We start from the raw sequence: 21,383 nt of genomic DNA, 5'->3' as shown, positions 1-21,383 counted from the left end.
GGAGGAGACCTTATGCATATCCTGATCATCGGCGGCGCCGGCATGGTCGGTCGTCGGCTGGCCGAGCGTCTTGCAAGCGAAACACGGCTGGACGGAAAGCCCGTCGAGACAATGACCCTGGTCGATGTCGTTCCGCCGGAAGCCCCGGCAAACTTTACCGGCAAGGCCCTGCTGGAAACGGCGGACCTTTCGGCGCCCGGCGAAGCGGAAGCGCTTGTCGCCACGCGTCCCGACATCATTTTCCACCTGGCGGCGATCGTGTCGGGTGAAGCCGAACTCGATTTCGAAAAGGGCTACCGGATCAATCTCGACGGGACGCGCTATCTGTTCGAGGCGATCCGCAAGGCCCATGAAGAGGACGGCTATACGCCGCGCGTCGTGTTCGCCTCCTCGATCGCCGTATTCGGGGCGCCCCTGCCCTATCCGATACCGGACGAATTCCACACGACACCGCTGACCAGCTACGGCACGCAGAAGGCGATCTCCGAACTGCTGCTGTCGGACTATTCGCGCAAGGGCTATTTCGACGGCATCGGCATTCGCCTGCCGACCATCTGCATTCGCCCCGGCAAGCCGAACAAGGCTGCGTCCGGGTTCTTTTCCAACATCCTGCGCGAGCCGCTGAAGGGCGAGGAAGCCGTGTTGCCGGTCGGTGACGACGTACGCCACTGGCACACCTCGCCGCGCTCGGCCGTCGGCTTTCTGCTGCATGCCGCGACAATCGACCTCGACACGGTCGGCCCGCGGCGTAATCTGTCGATGCCGGGTGTGAGTGCAACCGTCGGTGAGCAGATCGAGGCGCTGCGGCGTGTAGCCGGCGACAAGGCTGTCGCCCTGATCCGCCGCGAGCCCGATCCGATGATCATGAAGATGGTCGCCGGCTGGGCACCGGGTTTCGAGGCCAAACGGTCGCGCGACCTCGGCTTCACCTCCGAGAGCTCGTTCGACGAGATCATCAAGGCGCATATCGAGGACGAGATGGGAGGCACGCTTTGACCGAGACCGCTTCGACCGAGCCCCCCAGGACACGCCGGATCGCCTTTCTCGGCACCGGCCTGATGGGCGCCCCCATGGCACGGCGCCTGCTGGAAGCGGGTTTCGACGTCACCGTCTGGAACCGCGACCCGGCAAAGGCCGAGCCATTGCGGGCAAGCGGCGGCAAACCCGCAGCCCGTGCCGCCGAGGCCGTCAAGGAGGCCGACATCGTCTTCACCATGCTGTCCGACGGCAAGGCGGTGAGTGCCGTGCTGTTTGAAGGCGGCGTGGCGGAGGCCCTGAAGCCCGGATGCATCGTCATCGATACATCCTCGATTGCCCCGCCGATCGCCAAGGATCATTCCGGCAAGCTTGCGAAGATCCAGGTCGAGCATCTCGATGCCCCGGTATCGGGCGGCGTGGTCGGGGCCGAGGCCGGCACGCTGGCGATCATGGCGGGCGGCAAGGCGGAGATCGTCGACAGCCTTGCGGATGTCTTCGCGGCACTTGGTCGCGTCACCCATGTCGGGCCATCCGGCGCGGGCCAGATCTGCAAGCTTGCCAACCAGCAGATCGTCGCTGTCACCATCGGGGCCGTTGCCGAAGCCATGATGCTGGTGCAGGCAGGGGGTGCCAGCCGGGCGAAATTCCGCGACGCCATTCGCGGCGGCTTTGCCGAAAGCCGGATCCTGGAACTGCACGGCAAGCGCATGGTCGACCGCGCCTTTGCGCCGGGCGGCCTCTCGCGCCTGCAACTGAAGGATCTCGATGCCGTCAAGGACATGGCCGATGCCTTCGGCCTGTCGCTTCCGTTGACCGAAGAGGTCCGCAGCGCATTCGAGCAATTCGTGGCCGACGGCCATGGCGAGGTGGATCACAGCGGCCTGCTGCTGCATCTCGAAAAGATCAATGGACGCGCCAAACCGGAGACACAGCCATGACCGAGGCCGGCAAAATCCCGCGCCGCTTGCGCTCGCAGGACTGGTTCGACAATCCGGATCATCTGGACCTGACGGCGCTCTATCTCGAGCGCTTCATGAATTCCGGCGTCACGCCGGAGGAGCTGCGCGGCGGCAAGCCGATCATCGGCATCGCCCAGTCGGGCAGCGACATCAATCCCTGCAACCGCCACCATCTGGAACTCGCCAAGCGGCTTCGCGACGGCATTCGCGATGCCGGCGGCATTCCGATCGAATTTCCCACCCATCCACTCTTCGAAAACTGCAAGCGCCCGACGGCGGCGCTCGACCGCAACCTTGCCTATCTCGGCCTTGTCGAGATCCTCTACGGCTATCCGCTCGACGGCGTCGTGCTGACCACCGGCTGCGACAAGACTACGCCTTCGGCGCTGATGGCTGCCTCGACGGTCGATATTCCGGCGATCGTCTTTTCCGGCGGCCCGATGCTGGACGGCTGGCATGACGGCGATCTCGTCGGCTCCGGCACGGTGATCTGGCGTTCGCGGCGCAAGTTTGCCGCCGGCGAAATCAGCCGCGAGGAATTTCTCGAAGCCGCGCTCGATTCCGCCCCCTCGATCGGTCATTGCAACACCATGGGCACGGCCTCGACGATGAATGCCATGGCCGAGGCGCTCGGCATGTCGCTCACCGGCTGCGCCGCCATTCCCGCCGCCTATCGCGAACGCGGGCAGATGGCCTATCGCACCGGGCTGCGGGCGGTCGAACTCGTGATCGACGACATCAAGCCGTCCGACATCCTGACGCGGGCCGCCTTCCTCAATGCCATCCGGGTCAATTCCGCGATCGGCGGGTCCACCAATGCGCAGCCGCATCTGATGGCCATGGCCAAACATGCAGGCGTCGAACTGTTTCCCGACGACTGGCAGACGGAGGGCTACGACATTCCGCTTTTGGCCAATGTCCAGCCGGCTGGCGCCTATCTCGGCGAACGCTTCCACCGCGCCGGCGGTGTGCCGGCCATCATGTGGGAGCTGCTGCAAGCCAACAAGCTGGACGGCAGCGTGCCAACCGTCACGGGCCAGACCATGGCGGACAATCTGAAGGACCGCGAATCGACCGACCGCGAGGTGATCAAGCCGTTTGCCGAACCACTGAAGGAACGGGCAGGATTCCTCGTACTGAAGGGCAATCTCTTCGATTTCGCCATCATGAAGATGAGCGTGGTCTCCGAAGACTTTCGCCGCCGCTATCTCTCCGAACAAGGCCGGGAAGGCATTTTCGAGGGCAAGGCGGTCGTCTTCGACGGTTCGGAAGACTATCACGCGCGGATCAACGATCCCGCGCTCGGGATCGACGAGCGCACCATTCTGGTGATCCGCGGCGCCGGTCCGCTCGGCTGGCCGGGCTCTGCCGAAGTCGTCAACATGCAGCCGCCGGATCACCTGCTGAAACGCGGCATCGTCAGCCTGCCGACGATCGGCGACGGCCGGCAATCGGGAACGGCCGACAGCCCGTCGATCCTGAACGCCGCGCCGGAAAGTGCAGCCGGCGGCGGCCTTGCCTATGTCAGGACCGGTGACACCATCCGCATCGACTTCAACCAAGGGCGTTGCGACATGCTGGTGGACGACGGCGAAATCGAGCGCCGCCGGGCAGACGGTCTGCCGCCGATGCGCCCGAGCGCCACGCCCTGGCAGAAGCTCTATCGCCAGACGGTCACCCAGCTGGCCGATGGTGCGACGATCCGCGATGCCGAGCAATTCCGGCAGATCGCAAAGACGCCGCCTCGGCACAATCACTGACACGCATGCCCGACACCGTTGCCGGCAGGGATGGCAGATCCCGGCCGGCATCGGTGTGCGGGCAAAAAGCTGGCCGGCCACAGACCGCCATCTCGATTTCGCCTGCGGATCACGCTATTGCGCTCACCATTGCTGCCAGATCCAACGGGGAACGCCTTCATGCCACACACCGCCGCACCAGCGATCCGCGAACGTTTTGCCGCAGCTACGAGCCTCGGGCCCAAGGCCGGCGCCCTGGCGCTCGGCTATTTCAACCGGCGCGACGACCTTGCCGTCGAGACCAAGCGCGATCTACATGACGTGGTGTCGATCGCCGACCGCGAGGTCGAGCAACTGATTCGCACGGAAATTGGCAGGCTGTTTCCTGAGGATGGCATCCTCGGCGAGGAATACGGCCTGGAAGGCGGCAGTTCCGGTTTCACTTGGGTGATCGATCCTATCGACGGCACCAGCCCCTTCGTCAACGGCATGCCGAGCTGGTGCGTCTCGATCGCCGTGCTGCAGGACGGCAATCCGGTCATCGGCGTCATTTTCGCGCCCTGCTTCGATGAGCTCTACACGGCGATGAAGGGCGACGGCGCAAGGCTCAACGGCAAGCCGCTGGTGCTCGACGCGTCGCGCAGCGTGCGCAATGCCGTGACCGGGCTCGGCGCCAACAACCATGTGACACCGCAGGTCGTTGCCGGCATCGTCGAGCGTTTGCTGGAAGGTGGCGGCAATTTCATCCGCAATGGTTCGGGTGCACTGATGCTCGCCTATGTCGCGGCAGGTCGGCTGGTCGGTTACTACGAGCCCTATATGCATGCCTGGGACTGCATGGCGGGCTTCTGCCTCGTCGCAGAGGCCGGCGGGCTTTGCCATCCGTTTCCCACGCAGGGCGATCGCCTGACAAAGGGCGCGCCGGTGCTGGCTGCCGGTCCCGGAGCCTTCGAAGACCTGCGCAAGATCGCGGCGTTCGAGGCTTAACCCGTGAAATAAGTTGCATGCAACGTCGTAACCCCGTCGCCAGACCGGGTGCGGATCTGATAGCGTGATCATTCCACCGTTCGGTCGAGGAGGGCTTGGGCGGTGGATTCCGGGGCGCATCAATGCGCTTCGCAATCTGTGGGAGGAACCATGTCCATACGTCTCTTGGCCGCGTCGACGGCCGCAATTGCGCTTTCCGTGACCTTTGCCGGCAACGCCCTTGCCGCGACCGAACTGCAGTGGTGGCACGCCATGACCGGCGCCAACAACGAGGTGGTCGATCAGCTCGCCAAGGAATTCAACGACAGCCAGAGCGACTACAAAATCATGCCCGTGTTCAAGGGCAGCTATCCCGAAACGCTGAATGCCGGCATCGCCGCCTTCCGCTCCAAGCAGCCGCCGGCGATCATCCAAGTCTTCGATGCCGGCAGCGGCGTGATGATGGCAGCCGAAGGCGCCGTCGTTCCAGTCGCCGAAGTGCTGGAAAAGGGCGGATACAAGTTCGACAAGTCGGAATATCTGCCCGGCATCGTATCCTATTATTCCAAGCCCGACGGCACGATGCTGTCGTTTCCGTACAACTCGTCCTCGCCGATCCTCTATTACAACAAGGACATCTTCCAGAAGGCGGGCCTCGATGTCGACACACCGCCGAAGACCTGGCCCGAAGTCTTTGACGCGGCCGAGAAAATCAAGACGAGCGGAGCGGCCAATTGCGGCCTGACATCGACCTGGCTCACCTGGATCCAGACGGAGAATTTCGCTGCCTGGAACAATGTGCCCTATGCCACCAAGGAGAACGGCCTCGGCGGTACCGATGTCGAGCTCGAGATCAATTCGCCGCTCTATGTCGAGCACTTCCAGCATATCGCCGATCTCGCCAAGGATGGCGCTTTCCGCTATGGCGGGCGAACCTCCGAGGCCAAGCAGCTCTTTTTGTCGGGAGAATGCGGGATCCTCACCGAATCCTCCGGCGGTCTCGGCGACATTGCCAAGAGCGGCATGAATTACGGCATCGGCCAGTTGCCCTATTATGAGGGTCACGGCCCGCAGAACACCATTCCGGGCGGCGCCAGCCTCTGGGTGTTCGGCGGCAAGTCGGACGCCGAGTACAAGGGGATTGCGGAATTCTTCCATTTCCTCTCGCAGACCGACATCCAGGCCCGCCTGCACCAGGTTTCCGGCTATCTGCCGGTGACGATGGCAGCCTATGAGGAAACCAAGAAGTCCGGCTTCTACGACAAGAATCCCGGCCGTGAGACCCCGATCCAGCAGATGCTCGGCAAGGCGCCGACGGAAAACTCCAAGGGCGTCCGGCTCGTCAACCTGCCGCAGGTGCGGGACATCCTGAACGAGGAGTTCGAAAAGATGCTGGCCGGCGACCAGGATGCCAAGACGACGCTCGACGCGGCTGTCAGCCGTGCCAATGAAGCGATCGCGGCCGCCAACAACTGATCCTCTGACGTTCCAAGCTCAACCGTCCGCACCTGCTCTGCTGCAGGTTGCGGACGGCATCCCTTCGCAAGAGGAGCCTGATCATCCATGCAACGCGTGGTGTTTCCCAACAAGCTGCTGCCCTATCTGCTGGTCGCCCCGCAGATCATCCTGACGATCGTTTTCTTCTTCTGGCCGGCAAGCCAGGCGCTGTACCAGTCGACCATGCGCGAGGACGCCTTCGGCCTGAAGACCAAGTTCGTGGCGCTTGCCAATTTCAAGGCGATCTTCAACGATCCGACCTATCTGCATTCGCTGCAGGTGACGGTCGTCTTCAGCCTGGCGACCGCGCTTTTGTCGATGTGCGTGGCACTTCTGCTCGCAACCGCCGCCGACAAGGTGGTGCGTGGCCAGACTTTCTATCGCACCCTGCTGATCTGGCCCTATGCCGTGGCGCCGGCCGTGGCCGGCATGCTCTGGCTCTTCATGTTCAATCCGGCGATGGGCACGCTTGCCTATCTGCTGCGCCGCAACGGTGTCCACTGGGATCCGGTGCTCGATGGCAACCAGGCCATGCTGCTGGTCGTCGTCGCTGCCGCCTGGAAACAGGTGAGCTATAATTTCCTGTTCTTTGTCGCCGGCCTGCAGGCGATCCCGAAATCGCTGATCGAGGCTGCCGCCATCGACGGGGCACGCGGCAGTCGGCGTTTCTGGACGATCGTCTTTCCGCTGCTGGCGCCCACCACATTCTTCCTGCTGGTGGTCAACACCGTCTATGCCTTCTTCGACACCTTCGGCATCATCCATGCCGTCACCGGCGGGGGACCGGCCAAGGCCACGGAAACGCTGGTCTACAAGGTCTACAATGACGGCTTCGTCAACCTGAACCTCGGTTCGTCCGCCGCCCAGTCCGTCGTGCTGATGGTCATCGTCATCGCGCTGACCGCCTTCCAGTTCCGCTTCGTCGAGAAGCGCGTGCATTATTCCTGAGGTGTCCGGATGATCGAAAAACGACCCATAGCGGCACCCCTTGGCCACCTGCTTCTGGCGATCGGCATCATCATTGTCGCCTTCCCGATCTACTACACCTTCGTCGCCTCGACGATGACATCAAGCGAGATCCTGCGTCCGCCGATCTCGCTGCTTCCGGGCAGCCAATTTCTGGAAAATTACGGCAGTGCGCTGTCGGGCGGCGTCGAGCGCGTCGTGGGCGTAAGCCTGGAACGCATGCTGTTCAACACCTTCGTCGTGGCCGTGCTGATCGCGGTCGGCAAGATCGCGATTTCCTTCCTCTCGGCCTTTGCCATCGTGTTCTTCCGTTTCCCCTTCCGGATGGGCTTCTTCTGGATGATCTTCATCACCCTGATGCTGCCGGTCGAGGTGCGGATCCTGCCGACCTACCGGGTGATCGTGAATCTCGGCATGATCGACACCTATGCAGGTCTCACCCTGCCGCTGATGGCCTCGGCAACGGCAACCTTCCTGTTTCGCCAGTTTTTCCTGACCATTCCCGGCGAACTGGTCGAGGCCGCGCGTATCGACAATGCCGGACCGCTGCGGTTCATGCGCGACATCCTGTTTCCGCTGTCGCGCACCAATATCGCGGCGCTCTTCGTCATCCTCTTCATTTACGGCTGGACGCAGTATCTCTGGCCGCTTCTCATCACCAACAATGCACAGATGACGACGATCATCATCGGGCTGCGAAAGATGGTCGATTTCGCCGATGCATCGACCCCGTGGAACTATGTGATGGTCACCGCGATCCTGGCGATCATCCCGCCCATCCTCGTCGTCGTGCTGATGCAGCGCTGGTTCGTCAAAGGTCTTGTGGAGACAGAAAAGTAATGGCTGGAATTCGACTGAACGCGGTTCGCAAGGTCTATGCGGGCAATGTCGAGGCGATCAAGGGCGTATCGCTCGACATTGCCGATGGCGAACTGGTGGTGCTCGTCGGTCCGTCCGGCTGCGGCAAGTCCACCCTGCTGCGGATGATCGCCGGGCTGGAGAGCATTACCTCCGGCGAGATCTCCATCGGCGACCGCGTGGTCAACGACCTCGAACCGGCAGGGCGCGATATCGCCATGGTGTTCCAGAACTATGCGCTCTATCCGCATATGACGGTGCGCCAGAATCTCGCCTACGGTCTGAAGAACCGCAACACGCCGAAGGACGAGATCGAACGCCGCATCGGCGAGGCGGCCGCCGCGCTGGAGATCACGCCCTATCTCGACCGCAAGCCGCGTCAGCTGTCCGGCGGTCAGCGCCAGCGCGTGGCGATGGGTCGGGCAATCGTGCGGGAACCCTCGGCCTTTCTCTTCGACGAACCGCTCTCCAATCTCGATGCCAAGCTGCGCACCCAGATGCGGGTGGAGATCAAGCGGCTGCAGCGTTCGCTTGCGACCACCAGCGTATACGTCACCCACGACCAGATGGAGGCGATGACGCTCGCCGACCGGCTGGTGGTGCTGAACGGCGGCCGGATCGAGCAGGTGGGAACCCCGATCGAACTCTACGAACGTCCCGCGAGCACCTTCGTCGCGACCTTTATCGGCTCGCCCTCGATGAACCTGCTTACGGTGCAGGCCGGGCAGGCAGCCATGCAATTGTCCGACGCCGCCTTCGGCCAGGCCGGTCTCGCAACGGTCGGCGTTCGTCCGGAAGACCTTCACCTGATCGACGAGGCGCCTGCCGATCAGGCGCTCAGGATCGACGCAACGGTGGAGGCAATCGAACTGGTCGGTGCCGAAAGCTACGTTCACGCCAGGACGGCCAGCCAGCTTCCCATCCTGTTTCGGGTTTCCGGACGAAGCCAGATCCCGATCGGCACGTCGGTGGCGCTCGGGGCGAGCGCGGCCTCGCTTCATCCTTTCGACGCGGCCGGCCGCAGCCTACGGAGCTGATAGCAGGGCCGGTTGCGGTTCCAGGCCTGGCGTCGTCGATCACATCTGTGTTTCTTCTGCACGGGACGTTTGGATCCCGCGGGCAGACGTCCTATCTATGCAGGGAACGAAAACTTTTCCCAAAGGAGGATGGCATGACGACGACTGAACGCGCAGTCCTGGCGGGCGGATGCTTCTGGGGCATGCAGCAATTGATCCGCCGGATGCCCGGCGTGGTCTCCACCCGGGTCGGTTATACCGGCGGCGATGTGGAACATGCGACCTATCGCAATCACGGCACCCATGCCGAAGGCATCGAGATTATCTTCGACCCGGCAAAGACCAGCTACCGCGACATCCTGGAATTCTTCTTTCAGATCCACGATCCGAGCACGCTGAACCGTCAGGGCAATGACCGGGGCATGAGCTATCGCTCGGCGATCTACTACACCAGCGACGAGCAGAAGAAGGTGGCGGAAGACACGATCGCGGATGTCGATGCGTCGAACCTCTGGCCCGGCAAGGTGGTGACCGAGGTCGAGCCCGTCGGCGATTTCTGGGAAGCCGAGCCGGAGCACCAGGATTATCTGGAACGCTATCCGAGCGGCTACACCTGCCATTTCCCCCGACCGAACTGGAAGCTGCCGCGCCGCGCCGCCTGATCCATCAGGCAGGCGTGCAGTATAGGCCACCGATCCTTCGAGGTCGGTGGCCTTTTTCGTATCGCGCCAACCTGTGTCCACGCCCGGCTGCACCGTTCTTCGCCTTTTGCAGGACACAATGCTGCGGCCTCTAGTGCTCTTTCACGGGCCGGCCTTTTACCGGCCACGGCTTGACGTTACCCCGAGGACGCGCGAAGCCGAAGAGACCGAATGCGTGTCGGCAAGTGAGGAGACGTGACATGGAGCCGATCTGGGCAGTTGGACTGATGACCGGTACCGTCCTCGACGGCAATATCGATGTGGCACTGCTGAAGACCGATGGAGAACGGATCCAGACCTTCGGAACCTATGCCCTCATGCCCTATGCCGATGACGTGCGACGGCTGCTGGAGGAGACGCTGCAGGCCGCGCGCGCATGGAACTTCAGCGGGCCGGAGCCCGCGATCTTCCGCGAGGCCGAGGGACGGATCACCCGCGCCCAAGCCATGGCGGTCGCCGACCTGATCCAGCAGGCTGGGCTCACCAATTGCGATATCGGCGCGGTCGGATTTCACGGCCAGACGGTGCTGCACCGGGCACCGACCGCCGGGCGGATCGGCGCGACCCGACAGCTCGGCGATGGTCGGCTGATGCAATCCATCCTCGGCATCCCGGTCGTCTATGACTTCCGGAGTGCCGATGTCGCGGCCGGCGGCCAGGGCGCACCGCTTGCAGCCAGCTATCATGCGGCGCTCTTGAAGAGCGTCGGCAATGTCGGTGATGCCGCCATCCTCAATCTCGGCGGCGTCGGCAACATTACCTGGACCGACGGCAAGCATCAGGTGATCGCCTTCGACACAGGGCCAGCCAATGCGCCGATCAACGACTGGATGAAGCAGCACGGGCTGGGCGAGATGGACCGCGACGGCGCGCTCGCCAGGCAAGGCGCGGTGGATGAGGCACGGCTGGCCGCCTTGCTGGAGCATGCCTACATGACGACGCCCTATCCGAAATCGCTCGATCGCTTCAGTTTCACCGCGTCCATGGCCGACGGTCTTTCGCCCGAGGATGGTGCTGCGACCCTGACGGCCTTTACCGCCTCGGCCGTCGGCAAGGCGCTGGACCTGTTGCCCGCGCGCCCGTCACGGCTTGCCGTCAGCGGTGGCGGGCGACACAATCCCGTGCTGATGGAGATGATCCGGCAACGGGCAGGCGTCGAAGCCGTCAACGCTGACGATCTCGGCTGGCGCGGCGATGCTGTCGAAGCCGAACTCTTCGCCTTTCTCGCGGTTCGCCGGCTGCGCGGTCTGCCGATCAGCTTTCCGACGACGACGGGTGTCGCCGAACCGATGACCGGCGGCCGCATCGTCCGGTAGGGCAAGCGGGCGCCGGTCCGCCTCGGCATCGCCTCTCGACCGTGCCTGGCCCAGCGGTCGACTGTCTCTGGCTCTGTCCGCGGCTTGTACCTGCCCGATAGAATAGGGCTGGCGAAACCGTTCGGGTTCCAACGCCCGGGCAGAGAGATGGATCAGCTTGCAATCGGAGTTCTGACGGCGGTCGCCGGCGCCTTTCGCGGCGTCACCGGTTTCGGCTATGCGCTGGCGGCAGCCCTTGGCCTTGCCGCCCTGGGCTTTGCCCCATCCGCCAGTGTCCCGTTCATCCTGGTCAACGATCTGATGCTGACCGCCTTCATCCTGATGGATCGAAAGCACGGGTCGGTGGACTGGAACGCGGCCAGACTGCTGCTTGCAGCCGGTATCGCCGGAGCCCTTTGCGGTAACCTGATCGCCCATCGCCTTGATCCCGACATCGGGCGGCTGATGGTGGCGCTGATCGTCATGCTGGCGGCCGGCATCGCCATGATCCGCCAGCCACCTGCCTGGCTGGCGCGCCCTTCGCTCGGACTGGTGATCGGCTTCGTCGTCGGCGTCTTTCTTTCGGCTTTTGCGGTCGGCGGTCCGCTGGTGGCCGCCTGGCTTCTGGCCGGCGGCACGCAGCGGCCCCATATCCGTGGCACCCTGGCGGTATTTTTCGGCGTCGTAGATCTCTTTGCCCTTGCAAGCCGTCTGCTGACCGGCCATTCAGATCCGAACCTCATGTCCCTGCTGGCGGTCTACTGCCCGCTCACCCTGCTCGGCTTTGCCGCAGGTCACCTCCTGTCCCGCCGGTTGCCGGCCTCAGTCTGGCAGCGCGTCTGCGTCGGCGGCCTGGTGCTTGTCGCCGCAGTCGGCCTCATCGAAGCCGTTCACGCATTTACCGTCATCTGATCAGAAAGGCCCCCTCATGTCCAAGGTCGCACTCATTACCGGCGCCACTGCAGGCTTCGGCAAAGCCATCGCAAAACGCTTCGTCAAGGAGGGCTGGAATGTCGTCCTGACCGGGCGCCGGCAGGCGCGGCTGGATGCGCTGGTCGAAGAACTCGGCGGTCCCGTCCGCGCCCATGCGCTCTGCTTCGACATTCGCGACGAAGCCGCCACCAGGGCCGCCCTCGCCTCGCTGCCGGAAGACTTCAAGAGCTTCGACGCACTGATCAACAATGCCGGGCTGGCCCTCGGCACCGGTCCGGCCGACACTGCGCAGCTTGCAGACTGGAAGACGATGATCGACACCAATGTCACCGGTCTCGTGACGATGACGCGTCTGGCGCTCGACACCCTGATCGCCCGCCGTGGGCTGGTGGTCAATCTCGCGTCGATCGCGTCGAACTGGCCCTATCCGGGCGGCAATGTCTATGGCGCCACCAAGGCCTTCGTCCAGCAGTTCTCCTTCGGCCTGCGATCGGATCTGTCGAAGCACGGCGTGCGCGTCACTTCGATCGAGCCCGGCCTGTCGGAAAGCGAATTCACCCTGGTGCGCACCGGCGGCGACCAGGCGGCCTATGACAAGCTCTACAAGGGCGCCAATCCGCTGCAGCCGGAAGACATCGCCGAAACCATCTATTGGGTCGCCTCGCTGCCCGCCCATGTCAATATCAACAGCGTCGAGATCATGCCGGTCAGCCAGTCCTGGGCGCCGCTGCAGGTGCATCGCGAAGACGCATGATGCATTAAAGGACGCATGCACGGAAAAGCCCGGACGCTTGGCCGCGTCCGGGCTTTTTGCATTCTGAAGCTGTGGCTCGACGCTGCCTATCCGAAAACCTTGGCGAGCGCGATGTCGATCGCCGCGGTAATGGCGTCGATGTCCGTGGGCGTGGCGATCAGCGCCGGGCTGAGGCACAGCGTGTTGTTCAGGCCCGGCAGCGAGCGGTTGGTGGCGCCGATGATCACGCCTTCCGCCAGGCAGCCGGCAATCACGGCCTGCACCTCGGGCTCGGTCACCGGTTGCTTGGTGGAGCGGTCGGCAACCAGTTCGGCGCCACAGAAAAGCCCGAGGCCGCGAACCTCGCCGATCACCGGATGTTTTTCTTGCAGGACCCGCAGATTGGCCAGCAGCCGCTCGCCCATCGCCGTCACGTTTTCCAGCAGGTTCTCGTCCTCGATGATCCGCATGTTTTCCAGCGCGGCCGCCGGTCCGGCGACACAGCCGCCAAACGTCGAGATGTCGCGGAAGAAGGACATCGGATCGGACGGGTCGTCCTTGAACAGGTTGAAGATCTTCTCGGTCGTCACGGTGCAGGAAATCGCGGCATAGCCCGAGGCCACGCCCTTGGCCATGGTGACGAAATCCGGCTCGACGCCGAAATGCTGGTAGCCGAACCATTTGCCGGTGCGCCCGACGCCGCAGACGACCTCGTCGATGTGGAGCAGCACGTCGTAGCGCCTGCAGATCTCCTGCACGCGGTCCCAGTATCCCTTGGGCGGCACGATGACGCCACCGCCGGCGGTGACCGGCTCGAGGCAGAGCAGCCCGACCGTGTCAGGGCCTTCGCGCAGGATCACCGCCTCGATCGCGTCGGCAGCGCGCTCGCCGTAATTGTCGATATCGCCATACTGTCCACGATATTCCAGGCAATGCGGCACCTCGACGAAACCGGGCGGCATCGGGCCATATTGTTCGCGCCGCTGCGGCTGGCCGGCAGCGGCCAGCGTCGCCAGGGTCGTGCCGTGATAATCGCGCTCGCGGTAGAGGATCTTCCACTTGTTGCCGCCATGGTGACGATGGGCCATCTGGCGCACCATCTTGAACACCTTCTCGTTGGCCTCCGAGCCCGAGTTCGAATAGTAGACGCGGCTCATGCCGGGCATTTTCGAGATCAGCTTTTCGGCGAACAGGGCGCCGGGCACGGAGCCGGCGGAATTGGCGAAATAGTTGAGCTTCACAAGCTGGTCGCGCACCGCATCGGCAATGCTTTCCCGGCCGAAGCCGACATTTACGGTCCACACCCCGCCCGAGACCGCATCGAGGTATTCGCGGCCCGCAGCATCCCAGACGCGCATGCCCTTGCCTTCGATATAGATCTTCGGATCGACGGTCTCATAGGGCTTGTGCTGGCTCATATGATGCCAGACATGGGCCCTGTCCGCTTCGATCACGTCGCGAATGTCGTTGGACTGAAGGGCAGTATCCATCATGATCTCCTGCAATAGCGGTAGATCTCCCGATACCACAGGGGTCGCCGATTGTGACTTGGCAAAATCCGCTGGCACCCTGAAATCCGTGGTCTGGACCGCCCAGTCACGGCGTCGGCAACCGGGTTGCGAGCGTGCGGATGACTTCCACATCGGCATTGGCAAAGGCTGCCCGCAGATAGCCCTGCTGGTTGTCGCCGAAGCAGGTGCCCGGCAGCATCAGGATGCCGTATTCGCTGGCCAGCCTTTCGGTCACCGCCATCGCACCCTCTTCGCCGAAAGGATGGCGCAGATAGGCGAAATAGGCGCCGATCGAGGTGATCTGCCAGCCGGGCCGGGCCGCAATCGCGTGGATGAAGGCCTGCCGACGCGCATCAATGATCTGGCGGTTGCCCTCACGCCAGGCGGACAGGGCGCCGAGAGCAAGAGCGACGGCATGCTGCGCCGGGCGCGGAGCGCAGATCTGCAGATTGTCCATGACCTTTGCCAGTTGTTCCATGACCTCTGCCCCGCAGACGAGAGCTCCGAGCCGGTGGCCCGGAACGCAGAACACCTTGGAGAAGCTGTAGAGGTGGACAAAATGGCTCTGCCAGTCCGGCTTGCCGAACAGTGCATGGGGGGCAGGCAATTCGGGCGGCAGGAAATCGCGGTAGGTTTCGTCGGCGACCAGCACGACGCCGTGGCGCCTGCAGGCCTCGTAGAGTTCGTCCAGCCGCTCCGGGCTGTATACCGCCCCGGTCGGATTGTTCGGGGTGACAACGAAGACGGCGCGGGTATTGGCGCCGATCGCCGCCTCGACACGCGCGGCGACAGGTGAAAACCCCTCTTCGGGATCCGCATCGACCAGTGTGACCCCGACGCCCAGCATGCGCAGGGTCATCTCGTGATTGAAATAATAGGGTCGGATGACGATAACATCGTCGCCGGGCTTCAGCAGGGCCAGCGCCAGCGCGAAAAAGGCCTGATTGCCGCCGGCCGTGATCTGCACCTGGCGCGCGTCGACATTTGCGGAATAGGCGCTGTTGACGTCTGCCGCATAGGCTTTCCTCAGCACCGGCTCCCCCTGGATATCGCCATAGCCGCATAGATCCCGGCGGCCGGCCGCGTCCGCCAGCCAGCCCAGGAGATCGGGATGTGGCGGATAGCCCGGCACCGCCTGGGACAGGTCGATCACCGGACCGGCACTGCCGTCATAGCGGCGCAGGAAGGCTTGCACGGCGGGGATCGGCGGCGGGGCGAGCCGTTCGACCAGCGGGTTGACGCGGACGTGTGCGGGCATGTCGTTCATGAGGTCACCTCTGGGGGCAAGACTTTGCCGGGATTGAGCAGACCGTCCGGGTCGAGTGCTGCCTTCAGCCGCCGCATCAGGGCGATTTCGGGCTTGGAACGGGACCAGGACAGCCAGTTGCGCTTGAGACTGCCGATGCCGTGCTCGGCGGAAATGCTGCCGGAATACCAGCGCGTGCGGTCGTAGACGATCTCTTCGACGCGATGCCGGATAGCGGCCGTGCCGCCGGGCGCCGAGGCCATGACGTGGATATTGCCGTCCGCCGCATGGCCGAAGAACACCGCACGGGCCTCCGGAAGGGTCTTTGAAAGGGTCGCGCGCACATCCTCGACGAAAGCGCCGAGCACCGCCGGCGACATCGAGACGTCGAAGCTTTCGTGGTCCCCCAGGACCGGCTCGATCTCGGCGCTGGCGTCGCGGATCGACCAGAGCCGCTCCATGTCCGCGAGCGACTGCGCCACCACCGCGTCCTCGATCAGGCCGGCTTCGAAGGCGCCCTGCAGGAATGCCTTGAACGCCTCTTCCTCGCGCGCGCCATCCGGCCCGCCGACCTCGACCAGGAAATAGAAGCCATGGCCCGCCTCGAACGGATCCCGGCAGCCAGGAACGTTCTGTGTTACCATCCGCCAGTAATCCGGCCACATCACCTCGAAGGCGGACAGTGCGGGCCCGAGGCTGCGGCGCGCCTCGATCAGGCATGCCATGGCCGCGTCGAAATCCCGTGTCGCCACCATGGCAAGACCGGTCCAGGCGGGCTTCGGCACAAGCGCCAGCACCACGCGGGTGACGATTCCGAGCGTGCCTTCCGAGCCGATGAACACCTGCTTCAGATCATAGCCGGCATTGTTCTTCAGCATCTTGCCGAGACTGGAGATCACCGTGCCGTCGGCCAGCACCACTTCCAGCCCGAGCACCGACTGGCGCGTCATGCCGTAGCGCAGCACGCGGTTGCCGCCGGCATTGGTCGCGACATTGCCGCCGATCGCGCAAGTGCCGCGCGCGCCGAGATCGACAGGGCAGAGAAGACCCTGCGCATCGGCCGCCTGCTGCAGGGACTGCAAGGTTGCGCCAGCCTCGGCCGTTATGGTCATCGAGACGGGATCGACCTCCTCGATCCGGCGCATTCGCTCCATCGACATGGCGAGGCTGCCGGCCGTCGGCGTCGCACCGCCGCAAAGCCCCGTCAACCCGCCCTGCACGGTTACCGGCAGGCGGTGGCGTGCACAGATCGCCATGGCGGCGGCAACCTGCGCCGTGTCGGCGGGGCGCAGTACCGCGAGCGGTTCGACAGGATCGCCGACGCTTGCATCCGCGCGGTTGCGCATGGGGCGATCGTCCCCCGAAAGATAGCCGGCGGGACCGAGGCATGCCGCGAGTTCATCCAATGCAATCTGGAGCGTGTCGGTCATCGGTTCGTCTTAGGTCGAGCCGCAAAGGGCCATCGGGAGCACGATCGGCCATTCGCCGACGGTTGGCAGCCATCATGGCAGGTCACGTCATTGCAATGCAATTGATATTGTTATAGCCGTTCCTGTGAAAATAACTAACAAGGCTCCTTTCCCGGATGGTGCGTCGTCTGCCCCCGCTGAACCCGCTGCGCGCCTTCGAGGCGGCGGCCCGTCACGGCTCGGTCTCGCTCGCGGCACAGGAACTCAATGTCACCCACGGCGCCATCAGCCACCAGATCAAGAGCCTGGAGGCAACCCTCGGCGTCAGCCTGTTCGAACGCGGCGGGCAGCGGATCAAGCTGACCCCGCAGGGTGCGCAATTGCTGCCGTCCGTGTCATCCGCCTTCACCGAGATCGCCACGGCCACCGCGCGGCTGACCCGTCCAACGACCAGTGGCACGCTGACGGTTGCCTGCATCCCGGCGCTGATGTCCTTCTGGCTGATGCCGCGCATCGGGGAATTCGTGCGCCAGTTCCCCGATATCCGCTTGACGCTGATATCCTCCAACGATGCGGCCAATATCAGCAATCCGGCCGTCGATCTCTGCGTGCTCTACGGCAATGGCAAATGGCCGGATTGCTGGGCGCGGCTTTGGAGTTCGCTCGAATTCTTCCCCGTCGCCAGCCCGACCATGCTCAACAGCCGACCCTTGCGAAACCTGCGCGATCTGCGGGACCATGTGCTGTTGCATGCGGACGCGGACGGGCAGGAATGGACCACCTGGCTGACGGCCATCGACGCCCGGGGCTTCATCGACAAGGATCGGCAGCATTTCATGGGCGATGCGCGGCTGGCGACCGAAGCGGCCCTGCACGGGCTCGGGATCGCCATGGGCGACAGCATCACCGCACGCGGGCTGATCGACAGCGGCGATCTGGTCGTGCCGTTCAATCTGGCAGTGCCGGCCAACGAAGCCTTCTACATCGCGGCGCGTGAGGAGGTGCAGGGCACGATGATCGCCCGGGTGTTCATCGACTGGCTTTTTGCAACGCTGGAAGCGGCGGCCCCCCATGACCCGCGGCTGTCCGCCCGGCATATGCTGCGCCGCCGGCCGGAAAGCGAGACGGAGACCGCATCAAGCGGCTGACAGGCCTCATTCGGCGATCTCGGCAGCGACCTTCAGCAGCCAGCTTTCGAAGACCTGCATGGATTGGCTGACCTCCGGCAGGTCCGGCCTGGCGAACCAGTAGCCATAGGCACTGCGGTAGGAAAGGCCGGCCGGATTGACGAGGCGGCCGGCGGCGAGATCCTCGACAATCAGTCCCCGCGGCATCAGCGCCATGCCCTGCCCGGCAAGGGCCGCGCGGATGACCATGGTATAATAGCCGAAGCGCGTCGTGTGGCGCACCGGCAGTCCGGCCCGCCCCCGGCTTTCGGCAAAATGCTGCCAGTGAAGGGCTGTCTGCGGGTGTTCGAGCATCTCGCCGCCGGCGGCCTCCTCGACCGTCTCGGGAGAGCCATGCTTTGCCCAGTAGGACGGGGCGCTGACGAGCAGGACGTCGCGCCCGAACAGGAAATGCGCCACCTCGCCGGCCGGCGGTTCGATGACGAAACGGAAGATGCCGTCCGGCACCTCCGACTGGGTGGGAGACACAAACGTGGTGAACTGCACCTCGATATCGGGATGGGCTTCGGTGAACTCGGCAAATCGCGGCAGCAGCCAACGGTCGCCGAGGATCGGTGGAACCTGCAACCGCAGGACCCGGGGGCCGGGCTTCAGCCGCGCCACCTTCAGCATGGCATCTTCCATAGCCTTCAGCGCCATGCGGGCATGCTCGATATAGATCGCGCCGACCTCGGTCGCCACCATGCCGCGTGGCGTACGCGAAAAGGCCGGGCTGCCGATCAGTTTCTCGAATGCGATCAACTGCTTGGACACTGCGCTCTGCGACAGGTTGGTGCTGGCCGCCGCGGCACTCGTCGAGCCGCGCTCGGCAACGGCCAGAAGCACCCTGAGCGCCGTCATCGACGGCAATGGCATGCCGGATACCATGCTGTTCTCCCTGGGCAAGGCTGATGAGCTCGCCACGGCTCTTTTCATCGCTGCCCCAAAATTTCCCTGCTGATGCAATCTAGCACCCTAGTCGTTTTCGTCATACCCCCGGGAAATATCTTCGCTTGTCCATGTTTTGAGCACATGCAAGCTTCGCTGAAAGTTTAGTCAGTGGAATATGCCATGCCCGAGCCGACACAGTTGTGGGGTGGACGTTTCAAGTCCGGCCCTTCAGAAGCCCTCGCCAATCTTTCCCGTGCCCCTGCCTCCTATTTCAGGCTCTACCGCGAGGACGTCGCCGGATCGCGGGCGCATGCCTCCGAGCTCTTGCGTGCCGGTGTGCTGGATGCGGCCGAGTTTGCCGCCATCCGCAATACGCTCGACGAAATCGAGGCCGACATCGCCGCCGGCCGGGAAACGCCGATCGCCGGCGACGAGGATGTGCACACCTTTCTCGAACGCCTGTTGATGGCGCGGCTCGGCGCGATGGGTGGCAAGCTGCGCGCCGGCCGCTCGCGCAACGACCAGACGGCCAACAACACACGGCTCTATCTGCGCCGCATGGCGCGCGAGCTTTCGGCCGGCATCATCGCCGTCGAGGAGGCGCTGCGCCTGCAGGCATCGGCGCATGTCGAGACCGTGATGCCGGGCTTTACCCATCTGCAGCCGGCCCAGCCGATCGTGCTTGGCCACCACCTGATGGCCCACGCCCAGTCACTGCTGCGCGACCTGCAGCGTTTCCAGGATTTCGACCGACGCTTTGACCGCTCGCCGCTCGGTGCCGCGGCGCTTGCCGGCTCCGGCATCGCCTGCCGTCCGGATCTGTCGGCGGTGGAACTCGGCTATTCGGCGGCTTGCGAAAACTCGATCGATGCCGTGGCCTCGCGCGATCTCGTGGCAGAATTCCTGTTCATCTGCTCGCTGACAACGGTCGATCTGTCGCGCATCGCCGAGGAAATCTGCATCTGGAGTTCCAAGCAGTTCAGCTGGGTAAAACTGCATGATTCCTATTCGACCGGCTCGTCGATCATGCCGCAGAAGAAGAACCCGGATATCGCCGAGCTCACCCGCGGCATGTCCGGCACGCTGATCGGCAATGTCGCCGGCTTCCTGGCCACCATGAAGGCCATGCCGCTTGCCTATAATCGCGACCTTGCCGAAGACAAGCGGTCGCTGTTCGAGACCATCGACGTGCTGCAACTGATCCTGCCGGCCTTTGCCGGCATGGTCGAAACCCTCGACTTCCAGGTCGACAAGCTGCGCGCCGAAGCCCCCCGCGGTTTCACGCTCGCCACCGAAGTGGCCGACTGGCTGGTTGGCCAGGATATCCCCTTTGCCCAGGCCCACGAAATCACCGGCAGCGTTGTGCGCTATTGCGAGGAAAGGGGCCATGACCTCGAAGGCCTGACGCCGGACGATCTTCCGAAGATCGATAGCCGGCTAACGGCTGAGATGCTGGATGCGCTGACACTGGAAAAGGCCCTTGCCAGCCGCACCGGATACGGCTCCACTGCGCCGGATCGGGTGCGCGAACAGATCGAACGGTTCGGCCAGGCACTCGACCTATGCCGCGACTTTGCCGGGACCTCCTTGAGCGGCACCGCCTTTGTCGCCGGCCTTCCCGCAAACGAGGAGCCTGCCGCCCGATGACAGGGACAGCAAGCGCCGGCGAGACCGGCAAATATGAAATCGCCCATCTGACCCTGGTGCCCAAGCGGCATGTCGGCCGCACGATCTCGGCGGCCGCGGTACTTCTGCTGATTGCCGCCCTCATCCGGGCCTTCAGCGTCGGCCAGATCGAATGGGGTTATGTCGGACAGTTCCTGTTCGCCCCGGTCATCATCGCCGGTATCGGCAATACCCTGGTGATGACGGTGGCGGCCATGGCGCTTGGTATCGTGCTCGGCGTTCTCATTGCCATCATGCGGATCTCCGGCAATCCGGTGCTGTCGTCGATTGCCGTCGGCTATGTGTGGATCTTCCGCGGGGCGCCGGCGCTGGTGCAGCTGATGCTCTGGTTCAATCTGGCGCTGATCTTCCCGACGCTCGGCATTCCCGGCCTGTTCGAATGGCGCACGGTCGATGTCATGACGCCCTTCGTCGCGGCCATGCTGGGGCTCGGCATCTCGCAGGGCGCCTATACGTCCGAAGTCGTGCGCAGCGGCCTGCTGTCCGTCGACAGCGGGCAGTACGAGGCCGCCAAATCGATCGGCATGACGCATATGAAGATGCTGCGCCGGATCGTGCTGCCGCAGGCCATGCGGGTCATGGTGCCGCCGATCGGCAACGAGGTGATCGGCATGGTCAAGCTGACCTCGCTTGCCAGCGTCATCCAGTATTCCGAAGTTCTGCACAATGCCCAGGTGATCTACTACGCCAATGCGCGCGTCCTCGAACTGCTCCTGGTCGCAAGCTTCTGGTATCTGGTGGTCGTCTCCGTGCTGTCGATCGGCCAGCATTATGTCGAACGCTATTTCGGGCGCGGCTCGAAGTCGATCACGGCGGCGGCATGATGGAGGAGA

At 64.0% G+C, this 21,383-nt stretch carries 19 protein-coding genes; 15 read left to right on the top strand and 4 right to left on the bottom strand.

Annotated features, from left to right (window positions below):
- Positions 1–12 precede the first annotated feature (12 nt).
- The 12 genes from denD to J2Z17_RS14940 all read left to right on the top strand — a co-directional run bounded on the left by denD (position 13) and on the right by J2Z17_RS14940 (position 12,662).
- The gene (denD, locus tag J2Z17_RS14995) at positions 13–996 is read left to right on the top strand and encodes a D-erythronate dehydrogenase (protein WP_209946439.1); all 984 of its coding nucleotides are present in this window, start codon (positions 13–15) and stop codon (positions 994–996) included.
- Positions 993–1,916: an NAD(P)-dependent oxidoreductase gene (locus tag J2Z17_RS14990; protein WP_245224131.1), complete on the top strand. Its 924-nt coding sequence runs from the start codon at positions 993–995 to the stop codon at positions 1,914–1,916. The genes denD and J2Z17_RS14990 overlap by 4 nt, the downstream gene beginning before the upstream one ends.
- A complete protein-coding gene (locus J2Z17_RS14985) occupies positions 1,913–3,697 on the top strand; it encodes an IlvD/Edd family dehydratase (protein WP_209946438.1) in 1,785 nt (594 codons plus the stop codon). The genes J2Z17_RS14990 and J2Z17_RS14985 overlap by 4 nt, the downstream gene beginning before the upstream one ends.
- A 159-nt stretch (positions 3,698–3,856) precedes the next feature.
- The gene (locus tag J2Z17_RS14980; RefSeq protein WP_209946437.1) at positions 3,857–4,663 is read left to right on the top strand and encodes an inositol monophosphatase family protein; all 807 of its coding nucleotides are present in this window, start codon (positions 3,857–3,859) and stop codon (positions 4,661–4,663) included.
- Positions 4,664–4,813: 150 nt separating this feature from the next.
- Positions 4,814–6,118, top strand: a complete 1,305-nt coding sequence (gene ugpB, locus J2Z17_RS14975) for a sn-glycerol-3-phosphate ABC transporter substrate-binding protein UgpB (RefSeq protein ID WP_209946436.1) — start codon at positions 4,814–4,816, stop codon at positions 6,116–6,118.
- A gap of 87 nt (positions 6,119–6,205) precedes the next feature.
- Complete coding sequence (ugpA, locus tag J2Z17_RS14970; RefSeq protein WP_209946435.1) at positions 6,206–7,087, top strand: sn-glycerol-3-phosphate ABC transporter permease UgpA; 882 nt, start codon at positions 6,206–6,208, stop codon at positions 7,085–7,087.
- Between the two features lie 9 nt (positions 7,088–7,096).
- Positions 7,097–7,945: a sn-glycerol-3-phosphate ABC transporter permease UgpE gene (gene ugpE, locus J2Z17_RS14965; RefSeq protein WP_209946434.1), complete on the top strand. Its 849-nt coding sequence runs from the start codon at positions 7,097–7,099 to the stop codon at positions 7,943–7,945.
- Complete coding sequence (locus J2Z17_RS14960; RefSeq protein WP_209946433.1) at positions 7,945–9,000, top strand: sn-glycerol-3-phosphate import ATP-binding protein UgpC; 1,056 nt, start codon at positions 7,945–7,947, stop codon at positions 8,998–9,000. Before ugpE ends, J2Z17_RS14960 begins: the two co-directional genes overlap by 1 nt.
- Positions 9,001–9,134: 134 nt before the next feature.
- Positions 9,135–9,641 (top strand): peptide-methionine (S)-S-oxide reductase MsrA, encoded by a 507-nt coding sequence (gene msrA / locus J2Z17_RS14955; RefSeq protein WP_209946432.1) that lies wholly within the window; start codon positions 9,135–9,137, stop codon positions 9,639–9,641.
- Positions 9,642–9,880: 239 nt separating this feature from the next.
- Positions 9,881–10,996 carry an anhydro-N-acetylmuramic acid kinase gene (locus J2Z17_RS14950; protein ID WP_209946431.1) on the top strand — a complete coding sequence of 372 codons (1,116 nt, stop codon included), beginning with the start codon at positions 9,881–9,883 and terminating at the stop codon, positions 10,994–10,996.
- Positions 10,997–11,143: 147 nt separating this feature from the next.
- Positions 11,144–11,887, top strand: coding sequence for a sulfite exporter TauE/SafE family protein (locus J2Z17_RS14945; protein WP_209946430.1), 744 nt, complete (start codon positions 11,144–11,146; stop codon positions 11,885–11,887).
- A 16-nt stretch (positions 11,888–11,903) separates the two neighbouring features.
- The gene (locus J2Z17_RS14940; RefSeq protein WP_209946429.1) at positions 11,904–12,662 is read left to right on the top strand and encodes an SDR family NAD(P)-dependent oxidoreductase; all 759 of its coding nucleotides are present in this window, start codon (positions 11,904–11,906) and stop codon (positions 12,660–12,662) included.
- 86 nt (positions 12,663–12,748) lie between these two features.
- Here the strand turns inward: J2Z17_RS14940 and J2Z17_RS14935 are convergent, their stop codons facing one another.
- The 3 genes from J2Z17_RS14935 to J2Z17_RS14925 all read right to left on the bottom strand — a co-directional run bounded on the left by J2Z17_RS14935 (position 12,749) and on the right by J2Z17_RS14925 (position 16,828).
- Positions 12,749–14,131 carry an aminotransferase family protein gene (locus J2Z17_RS14935; protein WP_209946428.1) on the bottom strand — a complete coding sequence of 461 codons (1,383 nt, stop codon included), beginning with the start codon at positions 14,129–14,131 and terminating at the stop codon, positions 12,749–12,751.
- A 106-nt stretch (positions 14,132–14,237) separates the two neighbouring features.
- Complete coding sequence (locus tag J2Z17_RS14930) at positions 14,238–15,410, bottom strand: aminotransferase (RefSeq protein WP_209946639.1); 1,173 nt, start codon at positions 15,408–15,410, stop codon at positions 14,238–14,240.
- Between the two features lie 5 nt (positions 15,411–15,415).
- Entirely contained in the window at positions 15,416–16,828 is a 1,413-nt protein-coding gene (locus J2Z17_RS14925) for an FAD-binding oxidoreductase (protein WP_209946427.1), read from the bottom strand.
- A 155-nt stretch (positions 16,829–16,983) separates the two neighbouring features.
- Here J2Z17_RS14925 and J2Z17_RS14920 point away from each other — a divergent pair, with 155 nt between their 5' ends.
- Positions 16,984–17,955: a LysR substrate-binding domain-containing protein gene (locus tag J2Z17_RS14920; RefSeq protein ID WP_209946426.1), complete on the top strand. Its 972-nt coding sequence runs from the start codon at positions 16,984–16,986 to the stop codon at positions 17,953–17,955.
- A gap of 6 nt (positions 17,956–17,961) precedes the next feature.
- On the opposite strand, the gene J2Z17_RS14915 is transcribed toward J2Z17_RS14920, so the two are convergent.
- Positions 17,962–18,861, bottom strand: a complete 900-nt coding sequence (locus tag J2Z17_RS14915; RefSeq protein WP_209946425.1) for a LysR substrate-binding domain-containing protein — start codon at positions 18,859–18,861, stop codon at positions 17,962–17,964.
- A 183-nt stretch (positions 18,862–19,044) separates the two neighbouring features.
- Here J2Z17_RS14915 and argH point away from each other — a divergent pair, with 183 nt between their 5' ends.
- Positions 19,045–20,511: an argininosuccinate lyase gene (gene argH, locus J2Z17_RS14910; protein ID WP_209946424.1), complete on the top strand. Its 1,467-nt coding sequence runs from the start codon at positions 19,045–19,047 to the stop codon at positions 20,509–20,511.
- Positions 20,508–21,374: an amino acid ABC transporter permease gene (locus J2Z17_RS14905; protein WP_209946423.1), complete on the top strand. Its 867-nt coding sequence runs from the start codon at positions 20,508–20,510 to the stop codon at positions 21,372–21,374. Before argH ends, J2Z17_RS14905 begins: the two co-directional genes overlap by 4 nt.
- Positions 21,375–21,383 lie beyond the last annotated feature (9 nt).

The organism is Heterorhizobium halophytocola (genome assembly GCF_017873095.1).
GTDB lineage: Bacteria > Pseudomonadota > Alphaproteobacteria > Rhizobiales > Rhizobiaceae > Allorhizobium > Allorhizobium halophytocola.
The sequence above is the reverse complement of the archived record's forward strand: the minus strand, read 5'-3'. Positions and strand labels throughout refer to the sequence as shown.

What these genes read in the sequence shown, in the direction of transcription:
- denD (WP_209946439.1), top strand. Translation starts at nt 13, where the DNA reads ATGCATATCCTGATCATCGGCGGCGCCGGCATGGTCGGTCGTCGGCTG.
- J2Z17_RS14985 (WP_209946438.1), top strand. Translation starts at nt 1,913, where the DNA reads ATGACCGAGGCCGGCAAAATCCCGCGCCGCTTGCGCTCGCAGGACTGG.
- J2Z17_RS14980 (WP_209946437.1), top strand. Translation starts at nt 3,857, where the DNA reads ATGCCACACACCGCCGCACCAGCGATCCGCGAACGTTTTGCCGCAGCT.
- ugpB (WP_209946436.1), top strand. Translation starts at nt 4,814, where the DNA reads ATGTCCATACGTCTCTTGGCCGCGTCGACGGCCGCAATTGCGCTTTCC.
- ugpA (WP_209946435.1), top strand. Translation starts at nt 6,206, where the DNA reads ATGCAACGCGTGGTGTTTCCCAACAAGCTGCTGCCCTATCTGCTGGTC.
- ugpE (WP_209946434.1), top strand. Translation starts at nt 7,097, where the DNA reads ATGATCGAAAAACGACCCATAGCGGCACCCCTTGGCCACCTGCTTCTG.
- J2Z17_RS14960 (WP_209946433.1), top strand. Translation starts at nt 7,945, where the DNA reads ATGGCTGGAATTCGACTGAACGCGGTTCGCAAGGTCTATGCGGGCAAT.
- msrA (WP_209946432.1), top strand. Translation starts at nt 9,135, where the DNA reads ATGACGACGACTGAACGCGCAGTCCTGGCGGGCGGATGCTTCTGGGGC.
- J2Z17_RS14950 (WP_209946431.1), top strand. Translation starts at nt 9,881, where the DNA reads ATGGAGCCGATCTGGGCAGTTGGACTGATGACCGGTACCGTCCTCGAC.
- J2Z17_RS14945 (WP_209946430.1), top strand. Translation starts at nt 11,144, where the DNA reads ATGGATCAGCTTGCAATCGGAGTTCTGACGGCGGTCGCCGGCGCCTTT.
- J2Z17_RS14940 (WP_209946429.1), top strand. Translation starts at nt 11,904, where the DNA reads ATGTCCAAGGTCGCACTCATTACCGGCGCCACTGCAGGCTTCGGCAAA.
- J2Z17_RS14935 (WP_209946428.1), bottom strand. Translation starts at nt 14,131, where the DNA reads ATGGATACTGCCCTTCAGTCCAACGACATTCGCGACGTGATCGAAGCG.
- J2Z17_RS14930 (WP_209946639.1), bottom strand. Translation starts at nt 15,410, where the DNA reads ATGCCCGCACACGTCCGCGTCAACCCGCTGGTCGAACGGCTCGCCCCG.
- J2Z17_RS14925 (WP_209946427.1), bottom strand. Translation starts at nt 16,828, where the DNA reads ATGACCGACACGCTCCAGATTGCATTGGATGAACTCGCGGCATGCCTC.
- J2Z17_RS14920 (WP_209946426.1), top strand. Translation starts at nt 16,984, where the DNA reads ATGGTGCGTCGTCTGCCCCCGCTGAACCCGCTGCGCGCCTTCGAGGCG.
- J2Z17_RS14915 (WP_209946425.1), bottom strand. Translation starts at nt 18,861, where the DNA reads ATGGTATCCGGCATGCCATTGCCGTCGATGACGGCGCTCAGGGTGCTT.
- argH (WP_209946424.1), top strand. Translation starts at nt 19,045, where the DNA reads ATGCCCGAGCCGACACAGTTGTGGGGTGGACGTTTCAAGTCCGGCCCT.
- J2Z17_RS14905 (WP_209946423.1), top strand. Translation starts at nt 20,508, where the DNA reads ATGACAGGGACAGCAAGCGCCGGCGAGACCGGCAAATATGAAATCGCC.